Below are 13,462 nucleotides of genomic sequence, written 5' to 3'. Positions count from 1 at the left end.
GACGGGCGCCGGTCATGGCAAACACTTCGCCTTGCCAGTATTCGTGCTTGTCCGGCTGCCGGGCTTCCCAGGCCAGAAAATCTTCGAGGCTCATCGAGGTTTTGGGTTGAGGCAGGGCCATGGCGTTCTCCAGTTGTGCTTTGCCCGTGACGGTTGCTTCACGTTGGACAAAGCAATATAGCAGATGCGCCGTGAGGGGGCGCGGGCACGACGGGGCGCTTCGATGAAATCGGCATGCGGGGGTCTGTTTTGCGTTTCCTTCTTCGGCCGCAGTTGCGCGCCGCTCTGCTGACCCTGGGGTGGCGTAGAATGCAGCCTCTTCAACCGCTTGCGGTCGGGGGCCTGGCCCGGTTTTTTCCTGGCGGCTTTGCTCCGCTACCTTTCCGGAGTTGCCACCATGATCCGGCTTGCCGGCGATCCCGGCGATCCGGAGGGCCATCCCCGATCGTGATCTGTCGCTTCTACTGACGCGCTCTTTATGCAAATTCTCCTTGCAGCCTTCGTCATTTCCCTCGTGGCCACCCTCCTGGTGGTGCGTTACGGGCATCTGCACCGTCATTTATCGGGGGATCAGGATTTCTCCGGGGTGCAGAAATTCCACCGCCACGCCGTCCCCCGGATAGGCGGGCTAGGCATCATGCTGGCCCTGCTTGGTGCCGGCCTCTGGCTGGCCTGGCAGCGGCCTGAAGTGGGGCGCCCTTTCCTGCTGCTGTTGCTGGCTTCCTTGCCTGCCTTCATGGGTGGCTTGGCGGAGGATGTGACAAAGAGGGTTGGAGTGCTGGCGCGCCTGGGGCTCACCATGGGGGCTGCCCTGCTGGGTTTCTGGCTGCTCGATGCCGTCCTGACCCGGGTGGACGTTCCTCTGGTGGATGATCTGCTGGGCTATGGCGTGGTGGCCTTGCTGTTTACTGCGGTGGCGGTGGCGGGAGTCGCCAATGCCATCAACATCATCGATGGCTTCAATGGCCTGGCGGGCATGGTTTCGGTGATGATTCTGGGTGCGCTCGGCTATGTCGCTTATGTGCTGGGCGACCATCTGCTCTGGAATGTGTGCATCGCCAGTGTGGGGGCCATTCTCGGTTTTTTTGTCTGGAACTATCCCCGGGGTCTGATCTTCATGGGGGATGGCGGGGCCTATCTGATCGGTTTCCTCATCGGCGAGGTGTCAGTCCTGCTCGTGACCCGGCATCCGGAAGTTTCGCCCTGGTTTCCCCTGCTGCTGGTGATCTACCCGGTCTTTGAAACCCTGTTTTCCATTTATCGCAAGAAGTTCCTGCGCGGCATGTCTCCCGGCATGCCGGATGGTCTGCATCTGCACATGCTGGTGTTCAGGCGCCTGGTGCGCTGGGCTACCGGCGATTGCCCCAAGGCCCTGGTCAGACGCAATGCCGCGACCTCGCCTTATCTCTGGCTCTTGTGCTCCTTGTCCATCATCCCGGCCCTGCTGTTCTGGCGCTACCCTGGCTGGCTGGTTTTCTTCAGCCTGGCGTTTGCAGTGGCGTATGTATGGCTGTACCGGCGCATCGTCCGGTTCCGTAGCCCTGGCCTGCTGAAACGGCAGAGGGGAAAGTAGGGCGGTTCATTGTGCTTTCAGCTGCCGGTTCAGCCATGCCAGGCTGGCACCCAGCCAGAAGGCGATGGGAGGCCAGCTTCTCCCCTCGAACATGCCTTGCGTGAGGAGGGCGCTCAGGAAAACAGCACAGAGCGCGACTCCGAGAATATGTTCGTCAGCCGGGGGGCCCTGAAGCGACGCGCGCCGGGTCGGCCAGATACGGCGGAACATCAGAACCAGAGGCGCGCAACAGGCCAGCAGGAATAGCCCCAGGCCGGGCAGACCGGTGGCAAATCCTGTTGCCAGGAAAATGTTGTGGGGTCCCTGGGAGGTCTTGATCGTCCAGCCGGGTTCTCCGGCGACGCGATGGTTGAAAGTCTCGTGATAGACCTCCGAACCAAAGCCGTACCCCAGGAGGGGGCGGTCCTTGATCATCGCCAGGCTTGGGCCCCAGGTTCCCGATGTGCGCTGCGAGGTATCGAAGCCCTGCTGGATCTTGTGCGCAACGATCTCTCCGGGGCCCAGCAGGGCCAGCGCCACACCGCCTGCCAATCCCAGTCCGAGCAGGGTGTACAGCACATTCCGGTCCCGTCGCAGCAGCAGGAAACCGAGCGTGCCGACACCGCTGGCCAGCCAGGCGCCTCGTGCGCCGGTGAGCAGGATCATCCCCAGGGTCATGCACAGTGCCAGCCCGGCCACATAACGCCAGGCAAAGCGCCGGCTCGATGCCAGTGCCGCCAGAAGGAAGGGCAGACCGAAGACCAGGCTGTCGGCAAAGAGCCGGTGCTGGTGGATGTCGTTGGTGAGCCCTCCCAAGAGCCGCCATTCTTCGACATACTGTGCCAGGTTCCGGAACAGGCTGATGCAAAGGCCGCCCAGAAAAGCCCAGCCCAGCAGCCTCAGCCGGCCCGCATCGCTCAGGTACAGGGTGGCCAGGAAAGGCAGGCTGGCGGGCAACAGAAAGTTCTGCAGCAACTGCTGCTGACTGGCGGGGAAGGTGTTGCCGGTCCAGGCCGTCAGCAAGGTGACGAGCACAAAACACAGCCAGAACAGCAGCAGCGGGCGGATCTGCGGGTGCAGGCCCTGCCACAGGGCTTTGCCGCGTATCAGCACATGGACCCCTGCGAGGCAGACCATGAGCAGCAGGACGGCCCGCCAGCTGGAGCGCACGTCGGAGCGCAGGTACAAGGTCAGGGCCAGCAGCAGCAGCCCTGCCGCAATGAGCTTGTCCAGGCCGCGATCCAGATGGGCCAGGCAACGATGGGCTGAATTCATGACAGGTTTTCCAGTAATGCCCGGAGTCTTTCCCCGCGCTTTTCCCAGGTGTAACGGCCGGCCTTGGCACGCACGGCGGCACTCATGGCGCGGGCGCGTCCGGGCTCGGCCAGCAATCTTTGCAGGGCGGCCGCCAGGGCGGCCGGCTGGCCAGGCGCAAACCATTCCGCCTCATCTCCGGCCAGGATTTCCCGGATCGAGGGCAGGTCGCTGGCAACGATGGCGCAGCCGGCGCCCATGTATTCAAAGAGCTTGATGGGGGAGGTGAACTGGCTGTCCACGTCCGGGCGATTCGGCAAGACTGCGATGCAGGCGGCGGCGAGCTCGGCCATGACCTGATCGTGGGGCAGGCGGGGCATCATTTCCAGGCGGGCCGCCGGGGGTGGGGATTCCTGGCGCAGGCGCTCATGCTGGGCCGCGTCGCCGCCAATGAGGCGCAGGGTGCAGCCGGGCAGCAGGGCGGCGGCCTGCATCAGGTCGGCCACCCCTTTCCAGCCGAAGAAACTGCCGGCGTAGATGATGTGGTCCTGGAGCTGGCCCCAGGGCTTTTCCGGCAATTGCTCAGGCAGATCGACCCCATTGGGAATGACGACGGGCGAGCCCTGGTAATCCGGGTAGACGGCTCGCAGCCGGCTGGCCGTGGCGGCTGAATTGGCAATCACCGCCCGGGCGTGCTCTAGCACGGCGCCTTCCATCTGGCGCATGATGGCCTGTTTGCGCGGCGGCACCGTATCGGCAAAGACTTCATGGGCTTCGTAGACCAGGCGCAAGCCGGGAAAGTATCGCACCAGCAGGGCGGCCAGCTTGACGTGGCGCACCATCACCCACGCCGCGGCAGGCAGGTGGCGAAGATGGGTCTGGAGGCGCCAGAAGAAGATGCGGTTGGAACGTATCTTGTGGCCCAGCAGGGCAATCTCGCGGCTGATGGCGATCGGCTCCACCCCTGCGGGCGTCTGCCCCTGGGGGAACACGGGTCCGTCGCCCGGCGCATGGTAGAGCTTGACCTGCACCCCCTGGCGCGCCAGCTGGGTCAGGGTGTGGGTGACCTGGATGCCGCGCGCCCGGGGCAGCGGCAAAGGTTCAGGAAAAAGATAATGAAGTTCCACCGCTCGCCTCTTCGCCTCAGCCTTGGGCCTGTTGCAGGTGCCTGACGAGTTTTCTGGCATTTTCCGCCCAGGTGTAATGCTGCAAGACCCGCTCCCGGGCGGCCTGGCCCATGCGCTGGCGCGGCTCCGGGTCTTGCAGCTGCCGCAGGGCCTGGGCCCAGCGGCTGGTTTGTCCGGGGGGCAGCAGCAGACCGGTCGCGGGGGCGGACACCACTTCGCGCAGCCCCCCCTGATCCGAGGCCAGCACGGGCAGGCCGCAGCTCATGGCTTCGACGACGCTGATGCCGAAGGCTTCCTCGCCAATGGAAGGCTGGGCCAGCAGATCGGCCGCGTTGAAATATTCTGGCAGCCGGCGGTGTGGCACTTCGCCGGCAAAGTGCACCCGGTCGGCCACGCCCAGTTTCCGGGCAAGGGCCTCCAGATCCGGCCGGGCCTCGCCCTTGCCGACCACCAGATAGTGCAGGCCGGGCAGTTCGGGCAGGGCTTCGATCAGGGTGTGCAGCCCTTTCCAGCCCACCAGACGCCCCACACTGATGACCACCGGGGCGGCAACAGGAATCCCCAGTTGCTGACGCAGGGCCAGGGGCTTCGGCGTCGGGGCGAAAACATCCGGGTCCACGCCATTCGCGATCACGCTCACCGGCTGGTGGTAGCGCGCCTCCACCTGGCGCGCGTTGTAGGCGCTGGTGGAGAGCCACACTTGCACGGCTGGAGCGAAATGACGGTCGCCCCAGTAAAAATCGGTGCCGCCGCTGCGCAAGGCCGTCACCCCTTTGAAGCCATGCCGGCGCAGCCAGTGCAGCGCGGGAAAATCGTAGGGTTTGTTGACGATGATGGCGTCGTAGTTTTCCTGGCGCAGCAAGGGGCAGGCATGGCGGGCAAAAGAGAGGCGTTCCGCCAGCTTGCGAAAGCGGGTGCCGAAGTTGGGAAAGCGCTCGCGGGGGATGTAGGGCCGTGTTATCAGGCGAACTTCCTGATGCCGCGGCGGGCCGCCCGCCCCGCCGACGATATCCACCTCATGGCCCTGGCGCACCAGGGCGCGGCCCACTTCCCAGCAATAGGTTTCCAGCCCGCCCATCTTGAAACCCGCCGTGAGATTGTAGAAGCAAAGCTTCATGGCTGGCCTTTCAGAGCGTTGTAGAGCCGGCCCAGCCAGGGGGTGGCGTAGATCCTGAGGCGGCTTCTGATCCAGCGCCCGCCTTTTTCCTTGGTGACCAGGCGGCCGATGTGCAAGGGATCGTTACCCGGCAAATTGAGGTCGGGCCGGGTGGTGTAGAGGTGGCAAAAGCCCCGGGATCGGGCGACCTGGAGGTAGTCCGGCTCAAAATAACCCTGGGGCCAGCACAGGTGCGTACTGCAATTTCCCAGCCGTGCTTGCAGGGTCTGGCGCGATTGTTCAAGGTCGGCGCCCAGGGCTTCCCGGCGGGCGGCCCCGGGGGGCAGGGACTTGTCCCAGCGGGTGTGGCGGTGGGTATGGCTATGGAACTCGAAGGTGCCGGCGCTCTGCATGGCCTCGATCTCGGACCAGCGCAGCATGACGCTATCGGCTGCCCCGGCCGCGATGCGTGCCTTGCATTCCTTGTGGCTGGGGCAATCCTGCCAGCCTCGGCGCACCGGGCCCTCCCCGATCCAGCCGGTCACGACAAACAGGGTGGCCGTAAAGCCAAACTCGGCCAGGATGGGATGCGCATGCACGAAATTATCCAGATAGCCGTCATCGAAGGTGATGAGCACGCTTTTGTCCGGCAGGGGCCGGCCGGCGTAAAAAGCTTCCAGGGCCTGGGTGGTGACGCTCTTCCAGCCGGCCCGGGCCATGGCCTCCAGCTGTTGGCGGAAGGTGGCCGGCGCCAGGGTCACCAGCCCCGGGGCGGGGCTGATGTGGTGGTACATGAGAACGGGCAGGGCTTTTAGCATGGGCGATTCAAGATCCCGGCATAGAGCCGCTCGGTGGCGTCCAGCATGGCTTCCAGGCTGTAGTGCTGGCGGGCGTGGGCCCGGGCGCCCTGGCTGAGCCGGGCGGCCAGTTCCGGTTCGCGGGCCAGGCGCAGCAGGGCCTGGGCCGTCAGGTCCGGGCGTTCGCTGGGGACCAGGAGACCGGTTTCGCCGTCAATCACCAGTTCCGGTACGCCCCCAACCGCCGTGGCGACTACCGGCTTGCCCAGCCCGAGAGCCTGGGTGATGGCCTGGGGCACGCCTTCGGAGCGCGAGGTGAGCAGCACCGCATCGGCAGCCTGCAACAGGTCGGGAATGTCGCTGCGCTGGCCGAGGAAGCGGACTTTTCCGGCCATGCCCAGTTCGGCGCTCAGGCGCTCCATGTCGGCCTGCATCGGACCGTCGCCGGCCAGCAGCAGCACGGCATCGGGCTGCTGCTGCAGCAACCCGGCAAAGGCGCGGAGGGCGATCTCGTGGCGTTTGACGCCGCGGATGACGGCTACCATCAGTACGACAAAGCAGGCCGGTGCCAGACCCAGCTCGGCGCGCATGGCGTCGCGCGCCTTGGTCGGGGCAAAGCGGGAAAAATCGATCCCCGTCGGGATGCTGACGAGTTGATCCGCAGGGAAGCCGTGCGCTTTGATCAGATTGCTGCGCATGGCCGCGCCACAGGTGACGATGCGGTGGGCCATGAAGTGCACGAAGTTGTACCAGCGGCGCTGCAAGGGCAGGTTGAGGTGGCGCGTGCGCACCAGCTTTACCCCGGCCAGACGGGCGGCCAGGGCGCCCACCCAGCTGTCGATGCCGCTATGGGTGTTGACGATCTGCACCCCTTCGCGGGCGATGATGGCCTTGAGCCGCAGGATGCTGGACAGATCGAACTTGCCGGCAAAATCGACGAACTCGACGGCAATACCCCCGGCCGCGGCCTGGCGCGCCAGGATGCTGCCAGGGCGCGCGGCCAGCAGTACCTTGTGCCCGCGCCGCTGCATGCCCAGCATTTCCGCATGGATGCGCCGTTCCTGGCCGCCCCAGCCATCGGACCATTCGGTGTGGAGGATGGTGAAGCTCATGCCGTCACCTTGAATTCCTGCACCCAGATCGCCAGGGCATAAAAGGGCCAGAGCCGCTTGCTGTGCGAATGGGGGCCGGCGAGGTGTTCATCCAGCAGGCGATCGAGCTGGCGGGTGTCGAACCACTCGCTCAGGGTGGCGTTATTGGCAATGGCTTCGCGCATGATGGGCGCCAGATCGCCGCGCAACCAGGTCGGCAGCGGCGCCGAGAAGCCCATCTTGTTGCGATCGAAGAAGCCGGGAGGCACCCAGTCCTTGAAGGCTTCCTTGAGGATGTGTTTGTGCCGGCCGCGGGGCGTGAGTTTGTAACGGCCGGGCAGACTCATGGCAAACTCCACCACCTTGTGGTCCAGGAAGGGTGAGCGGCATTCGAGGGAAACCGCCATGCTGGCAATATCCACCTTGGCCAGGATGTCGTCTGGCAGATAGGTCTGGGAATCCACATACAGCCAGCGGTTCAGGGTATCGGCACCGGCGGCGCGTTCCCAGGGATCGCGCAGGTTTGCCAGCGAGGATTCCCCGGCCAGCTGGCGAAAATGGGGCGTGAGCAGATGCGCCTTGTCCTGCTGGGTGTAGTGGGCGACCAGATGGCGGAAGCGGGCGACGCTGTCCATGGCGAGCATCTGGTCCGCGTGGGTATGCGGGAAGACGCGCCGGGTCGGGCTGGAGCCAAACCGGTTTTCGAGGGCGACGGTGGCCTGGCGCAGCTTGCGCCACAAAGGGAGCAGGCCCCATTTTTCCAGGGTCTCCACCCGCCAGATGTGATGGTGGCGACGGTAGCCGCCAAACAGTTCATCGCCACCATCGCCCGTCAGGGCCACGGTCACGTCCTGACGGGCAAAGCGGGATACATGGTAGGTGGGCAGGATGGAGTTGTCGGCAAAGGGCTCGCCCAGATGGCGGATCAGGCGCGGCAGCAGGTCTACCGCTTCGGGGTGGCAGAGGGCCTCATGGTGCTCGGTACCCAGGTGCCGGGCAATCTGCCGGGCATGGGGAAGCTCGTTGAAGCGTTCATCGGCAAAGCCGATGGCGTAGGTCTTGATCGGCTGCTTGCTCAGGCGGGCCATGGCCGCCACGATGATGCTCGAATCGACGCCGCCGGAGAGGAAGGCCCCCAGCGGTACATCCGCGACCATGCGCAGGCGGGTGGACTCCAGCACCAGTTCGCGCAGCGCTGCGCAGGCATCGGCAAAGGAGAGCGGGCTGGGGGCCTGATGGCTAATGTCCCAGTAGCGAAACAGCTTTTCCACCCGGCCGTGGCGGACCTGCATCGCATGGGCGGGCGGCAGCTTGCGGATGGCATCGAAACCGGTGCGCGGAGAGGGCACATACTGGTAGCTGAGGAACTGGTCCAGGGCCACATAATCGGGGCGGCGCGGCAGTTCCGGCAATAGCTCGAACAGGGCGCCGATTTCGGAGGCGAAGGCAAAACCCCGTGGCGTCGCCGCATAGACCAGCGGCTTGACCCCGAGCCGGTCCCGGGCCAGGGCCAGGGTTTTTTCCTGCCGATCCCAGATGGCAAAGGCAAACATGCCGCGTAGCCGGGCCAGGCAGCGCTCCAGCCCCTCGCGTTGGTAGAGGCGCAGCAGGATTTCCGTATCGGAATGACCTGCAAAGCGTTCGCCGGCGGCTTCCAGCTGCTGGCGCAATTCCCGGAAGTTGTAGATCTCGCCATTGAAGACGATCACGAAACGGCCGTCAGGGCTTTGCATGGGCTGATGCCCGGCCGGGGAGAGATCGAGGATGGCCAGGCGCACGAAACCCAGTCCCAATCCGCCTTCGGCCCAGGTGCCGTTGTCATCCGGGCCGCGGTGATTCAGGCTGGCGAGCGCTGCATCGAGCTGGGGCCGCAGCTCGGAAAGATCCGGGGTTGTTGCGAGGTAGCCGAGAATGCCACACATGAATATCAGCTTGCAGGGGTGAGGTTGGAGGCCGGGAGCAACTGGTCGTACAGGGCCTCGAAGTCGGCACTGACGCGGCTCCAGTCGAAATGGGCCTCGATTATAGCCCGGAGCCAGCGCCCCGCTTCGGCCCGATGCCCGGCCTGGGTGGCGAGCCGTTCCATGGCCAGGGCCAGGTCGCGGGGATTGCCGGGGTCGGGAACAAACTCGAGATGGGGGCAGCCGCGCAGAAATTCGGTGATGCCCCCCCGCGCCGCCGCGACGATGGGCAGGCCCGCTGCCGCGGCTTCCAGCATGACGGTGGGAAAGGGGTCGTCCCACAGGGAAGGCAGCATGAACACATCCCCGGCCAGCAGGAAGTCATGCATCTGGTCCGGCCGCAGGCTGCCCACCCAGCTCACCCGGGCCATGCCCGCCATGCGCGCCACCACCGCCCGGCCATAGCGGGCTTTCTCGTTATCCGGGTCCTGGCTGTCGCGCACATTGCCCGCCACCAGCAAGTGCACCGGCTGCCGGGTCTGGTGCTGCAACCGTTCGAAGGCTTCCAGCATCGGTTGCACCCCTTTTTCTTCAACCAGGCGGCCGCCAAAGACGAACACCACGGCGTCCTCGGCGATGCCCCATTGGCGGCGCCGCTGTTGCCGTTGCCCGGGGGACAAGGCCCAGACCGGCGGGCGGCCACTGACATCCACACCGGTATGGATGACCTGGATCCGTGCCGCTTCGATCCCGTAGGTGCGCGCCAGCCACTCCGCCATGAACTGGCTGCAGGCCACGAAGCGGCTGACCAGATCCAGGTCCTGGGGGCGGAAGGGCTTCTGGTTGGCGATGTGCGCCACCACGGGCAAGGGCGTGGCGCGCAAGCGCCGGGACAGGGCGGCCAGCAACTTGGGTTCGTTATGGATGTGCAGCAGCCGGGCTCGTTCCTGATCGAGGATGCGCCACATCCGTTCCCCATAGGGCCAGGGATCGAGCCGGCTGATTTTCTGGAACAGGCGCCGGTAAAGAGGGCTGAAACGGATGCGGCGGATGTGCATCGCGCCGATCCGTTCATCCCCGGCCTGGCCGGGGAAAGCTCCGCAAATGATGAGGGGCTGGTAACGGCTCTGGCGCAGGCCAACTTGTTCCACCCGCAATTCGGTGCCCGCCGGGACGACCGGGGGAAAAGCGTTGTAGTCAGGCAGCAAGTGGGCAACCACCGGGGCAACCACCGGGGCAACCACCGGGGCAACCACCGGTTTTTGGGAAAGGCTCATGGGATCAGGAGGGGGGTCAGGGCTTGCAGGATTTCGGCGCTGGAAAACTGGCTCATGCAGGTGACGGGCCGGTGGGGGCAGCGTTTCTGCAGGCAAGGGGTGCAGGTCAGGGGTTTTGCGATGATGAGGGGAGTCCGGCCCGGAGCGCGGGGACCGACCAGGTTTGCCCGGGTCGGGGCATAAAGCCCGATTACCGGCCGGTCCAGGGCGGCGGCCAGGTGCAGGATGCCGGTGTCCGGGGCGACCACGGCCTGAGCGCCGGCCAGGCAGGCGGCGCTTTCTTCCAGGCTGAAGCTGCCTGCGGCGACGCACACTCGCCCTTTCGCGTTTCCGGGCAGCAGGCTTTTCAGGACGCTGCGATTTTCCGGGCCGCCACTCAGGACCAGCCCATGCGCGGGAAACCGTTCCAGGGCCAGCGCGATGAGTTCGCGGCCCAGGCTATCCGGCAGGCTTTTGTAGGGATCGGCTCCATGCAGGTGCAGCACCCAGTAGGGCCGCTCGCCGATGCAGGCTCGCAGGCGGGTCTGGGTGCGATCGAGCAGCGCCTGGGGCAGATGGATGGACGGCGCCCGGGTCACCGCCGGGATGCCCAGGGTGTCGAGCAGGCGCAGGCGATTATCGATGTAGTGGAGCTGGGGTTGCGTCTGCTGGTCTTCCGGTCGCTGGGCATTGGCGAGCAGGTCGCCAAAACGGGTACCACGGGTGGGAATGCGCAGGATGAAGCGGCTGCCTGCCAGGTAGGCCAGGGGAATGATGTCCGGGTCATTGCCATGCAGCACCAGGCTGAGATCCGGCTGGAACTGGCGCAGGGTTTTCAGGGTGGCAAAGAACTGGCGGAACTTGCCGGGATAGGGAATCACTTCATCCAGATGCGGGTCGGCGCGAAAGAGCGGGCACCAGCCGGTACGGCAGAACAGGGCGATCCGGGCGGCCGGAAAGGCGGCGCGAATGGAGGGGAAGATGGCGGAGGACAGGATGGCATCGCCGATGCCGGTCGTCAGGATCAGCAGGATGCGCCGGACTTCCCCGGCCTCGAACGCGGCGAGCGGCGCCACGGGTTGCCGGCGCGCACGGCGGCCCACATAGGTGGCCAGCAGGGTTTCGGCAAACGGGAGGTTCACGAACTTCAGTCTGCCCCGGGGGCATCCTGTTGCAGGTTGTAGAGCCGGGCATAGATTCCACGTTGCCGCAGCAGCTCGGCGTGGCTGCCTTCTTCCGCCTTCTCGCCGTGGGCCAGCACGATGATCCGGTCGGCCTGTTCGATGGTCGTCAGCCGGTGGGCGATGATCAGGGTGGCGCGGCCGGTCATCAGTTCATCCAGGGCGGCCTGGACCTGGCGTTCGGATTCGGTGTCCAGGGCCGAGGTGGCTTCGTCGAGGATCAGGATGGGGGCGTTCTTGAGCAGGGCCCGGGCAATGGCCAGGCGCTGGCGCTGGCCGCCGGAGAGCTTGACGCCATGCTCGCCCACCAGGGTGTCGAAGCCCCGGGGCAGCCGCTCGATGAACTCCAGGGCGTGGGCGGCCTTGGCGGCGGCCGCGATGGCGGCCTGACTCACCGCGTGGCGGCTGCCGTAGGCAATGTTGGCGGCGACGCTGTCATTGAACAGCACCACGTCCTGGCTCACGAGGGCGATGTTGTCGCGCAAGCTTTCCAGACGGATGGTGCGGATGTCATGGCCGTCGACCCGGATGCAGCCTTCCTCCAGATCATAGAACCGGGGGAGCAGGTTGGCCGCCGTGGTCTTGCCGCTGCCGGAAGGGCCTACCAGCGCCACCCGCTCGCCGGGTTGGATGATGAAACTGAGGTCGGCCAGGGCGGGCTGTTCGGCGCCGGGGTAGGTAAAGCGTACCTGCTCGAAACGCACCTCGCCCCGGGCCTTGCCCAGTTCCCGGGTGCCGGTATTGGTTTCCGCCGGCTGGTCGATGAGATGGAACACGCTTTCTGCCGCGACCAGACCTTTCTGGATCGTGGCATTGACGTCCATGACCCGGCGCAGGGGCGCCAGGATCATCAGCATGGCGGTGACGAAGGAAACGAAATCCCCCACGGTGGCCTTGCCCTGGCTGGCCTGGTACAGGGCGATGGCCATGACCACGGCCAGCGCCAGGGCGGTAAAGAAGTGGGTGATCGGCCCCAGGGCGGCATTGGCGACGATGGAACGCATCTGCAGGCCGCGCTGCTCCCGCACGGCATGATTGAAGCGTTCCGTCTCGTAGCGCTGGCCGCCGAAGATCTTGATGATCTTGGCGCCTTCGATGGCTTCCTGGATGATCTGGGTGATGTTGCCCTGGGCGTCCTGGATGCCCCGGGCAAAGGTGCGGATGCGCCGGCTCAGCGTCCTGACCGCAAAGGCAATGAAGGGAACGGTGACCAGGGTGATCAAGGAGAGCTTCCAGTTGATCCAGAACAGCCAGACCAGCAGGCCGATGACGGCACAACCATCCTTGATGACGGTGGTCAGCGCGGTGGTCGAGGCGCCGGCCACGCCGGTGACGTCGTAGGAAATGCGCGACATGATGCGGCCCGAGGCGTTATCGCCGAAGTAAGCAGTGGGCAGCCGGATCATCTGGGCAAACATGGCCTGGCGCAGTTCGGCAATGACGTTCTGCGACACCCAGTGCATCAGGTAGTCCGCAATGAAGCCGATGATGGCCCGCACCAGAAAGATGAGGAACAGCACGGCGGGGTAGATGAGGAAATCCAGGCTGCCTTGCTGCGCGGCAAAGCCGTCATCGAGCAGGTATTTCAGGAAGGCGGGGAAGGCCGGTTCGGCCAGGGCGGCCAGGGCCATGCAGGCGACGCCCAGGACGAAGGCCTTCCAGTAAGGCCTGACATAGGTGAGGAGCCGTAAATACAACTCCTTGCCATTCATGTCGGCGCTGTTCTCCATGCAACTCAGCTCCATGAAACCCGGCGGCCTCCGGCGTGCCGGGCAGCGGCCTGGAATCCGGGCCCGGCAACGGCGACGGCTTGCTGTGACCCGTTCATGGCGGCTCCGGCGAAAAAGGGGAGGATTATACCTTTGCCGCCGGGAGCAAGCGGTGATAGAGCGCGATCAGGTGGGCGCTCATGGCATCCAGGCTCAGGTGTTGCACGGCGGCGCGGGCGGCCTGGCGGGCGCCGGGCTGGGACGCCAGTTCGCACAGCTCGTCCAGGGCGTGGGCCAGGGCGGCGATGTCGAGCGCATCGGTGACCCAGCCGTTTTTGCCGGCTTCGACCCAGTCCCGGGCGCCGCAGCTGGTGCTGGTGAGCAGGGGCAGGCCGCAGGCCATCGCTTCCAGGGCGGCGTTGGGGCCGGGGTCGTACAAGGAGGGGAGCACGAAGGCATCGGCGGCGCCATACCAGGGCAGCACATCCTGCGCCGGGC

Annotated in this window: 11 protein-coding genes; 1 reads left to right on the top strand and 10 read right to left on the bottom strand. The window is 65.6% G+C overall.

All coding sequences use genetic code 11. From position 1 onward, the window contains the following. Positions 1 to 478 precede the first annotated feature (478 nt). Positions 479 to 1,573 (top strand): MraY family glycosyltransferase, encoded by a 1,095-nt coding sequence (locus WBH99_RS08275; RefSeq protein WP_424219612.1) that lies wholly within the window; start codon positions 479 to 481, stop codon positions 1,571 to 1,573. 6 nt (positions 1,574 to 1,579) lie between these two features. On the opposite strand, the gene WBH99_RS08270 is transcribed toward WBH99_RS08275, so the two are convergent. From WBH99_RS08270 to WBH99_RS08225, 10 genes are all read right to left on the bottom strand, one after another. Then, the gene (locus WBH99_RS08270) at positions 1,580 to 2,827 is read right to left on the bottom strand and encodes an O-antigen ligase family protein (protein WP_424219611.1); all 1,248 of its coding nucleotides are present in this window, start codon (positions 2,825 to 2,827) and stop codon (positions 1,580 to 1,582) included. Beyond that, a complete protein-coding gene (locus WBH99_RS08265; RefSeq protein ID WP_424219610.1) occupies positions 2,824 to 3,933 on the bottom strand; it encodes a glycosyltransferase family 4 protein in 1,110 nt (369 codons plus the stop codon). The genes WBH99_RS08270 and WBH99_RS08265 overlap by 4 nt, the downstream gene beginning before the upstream one ends. Before the next feature lie 16 nt (positions 3,934 to 3,949). Next, positions 3,950 to 5,050, bottom strand: a complete 1,101-nt coding sequence (locus WBH99_RS08260) for a glycosyltransferase family 4 protein (protein WP_424219609.1) — start codon at positions 5,048 to 5,050, stop codon at positions 3,950 to 3,952. After that, positions 5,047 to 5,847, bottom strand: a complete 801-nt coding sequence (locus tag WBH99_RS08255; RefSeq protein ID WP_424219608.1) for a polysaccharide deacetylase family protein — start codon at positions 5,845 to 5,847, stop codon at positions 5,047 to 5,049. The genes WBH99_RS08260 and WBH99_RS08255 overlap by 4 nt, the downstream gene beginning before the upstream one ends. Then, positions 5,841 to 6,938 carry a glycosyltransferase family 4 protein gene (locus WBH99_RS08250; protein WP_424219607.1) on the bottom strand — a complete coding sequence of 366 codons (1,098 nt, stop codon included), beginning with the start codon at positions 6,936 to 6,938 and terminating at the stop codon, positions 5,841 to 5,843. Before WBH99_RS08250 ends, WBH99_RS08255 begins: the two co-directional genes overlap by 7 nt. Then, positions 6,935 to 8,839, bottom strand: coding sequence for an asparagine synthase (glutamine-hydrolyzing) (gene asnB, locus WBH99_RS08245; RefSeq protein ID WP_424219606.1), 1,905 nt, complete (start codon positions 8,837 to 8,839; stop codon positions 6,935 to 6,937). Before asnB ends, WBH99_RS08250 begins: the two co-directional genes overlap by 4 nt. 5 nt (positions 8,840 to 8,844) lie before the next feature. After that, on the bottom strand, positions 8,845 to 10,095 hold the full coding sequence (locus tag WBH99_RS08240; RefSeq protein WP_424219605.1) for a glycosyltransferase family 4 protein: 1,251 nt from the start codon (positions 10,093 to 10,095) through the stop codon (positions 8,845 to 8,847). Next, positions 10,092 to 11,216, bottom strand: a complete 1,125-nt coding sequence (locus WBH99_RS08235) for a glycosyltransferase family 9 protein (protein ID WP_424219604.1) — start codon at positions 11,214 to 11,216, stop codon at positions 10,092 to 10,094. The genes WBH99_RS08240 and WBH99_RS08235 overlap by 4 nt, the downstream gene beginning before the upstream one ends. Before the next feature lie 5 nt (positions 11,217 to 11,221). Beyond that, on the bottom strand, positions 11,222 to 12,985 hold the full coding sequence (msbA, locus tag WBH99_RS08230) for a lipid A export permease/ATP-binding protein MsbA (RefSeq protein ID WP_424219603.1): 1,764 nt from the start codon (positions 12,983 to 12,985) through the stop codon (positions 11,222 to 11,224). Between the two features lie 124 nt (positions 12,986 to 13,109). Then, a partial coding sequence (locus tag WBH99_RS08225) for a glycosyltransferase (RefSeq protein WP_424219602.1) occupies positions 13,110 to 13,462 on the bottom strand: 353 nt, incomplete at its 5' end.

It is taken from the genome of Azovibrio sp. (genome assembly GCF_049658005.1).
Taxonomy (GTDB): domain Bacteria; phylum Pseudomonadota; class Gammaproteobacteria; order Burkholderiales; family Rhodocyclaceae; genus Azovibrio.
This window is presented reverse-complemented; position numbering and strand designations above follow the sequence as displayed.

Bases quoted from the DNA above. Each gene is read 5' to 3' on its own strand.
- WBH99_RS08275 (WP_424219612.1), top strand. From the start codon at position 479: ATGCAAATTCTCCTTGCAGCCTTCGTCATTTCCCTCGTGGCCACCCTC.
- WBH99_RS08270 (WP_424219611.1), bottom strand. From the start codon at position 2,827: ATGAATTCAGCCCATCGTTGCCTGGCCCATCTGGATCGCGGCCTGGAC.
- WBH99_RS08260 (WP_424219609.1), bottom strand. From the start codon at position 5,050: ATGAAGCTTTGCTTCTACAATCTCACGGCGGGTTTCAAGATGGGCGGG.
- WBH99_RS08255 (WP_424219608.1), bottom strand. From the start codon at position 5,847: ATGCTAAAAGCCCTGCCCGTTCTCATGTACCACCACATCAGCCCCGCC.
- WBH99_RS08250 (WP_424219607.1), bottom strand. From the start codon at position 6,938: ATGAGCTTCACCATCCTCCACACCGAATGGTCCGATGGCTGGGGCGGC.
- asnB (WP_424219606.1), bottom strand. From the start codon at position 8,839: ATGTGTGGCATTCTCGGCTACCTCGCAACAACCCCGGATCTTTCCGAG.
- WBH99_RS08240 (WP_424219605.1), bottom strand. From the start codon at position 10,095: ATGAGCCTTTCCCAAAAACCGGTGGTTGCCCCGGTGGTTGCCCCGGTG.
- msbA (WP_424219603.1), bottom strand. From the start codon at position 12,985: ATGGAGAACAGCGCCGACATGAATGGCAAGGAGTTGTATTTACGGCTC.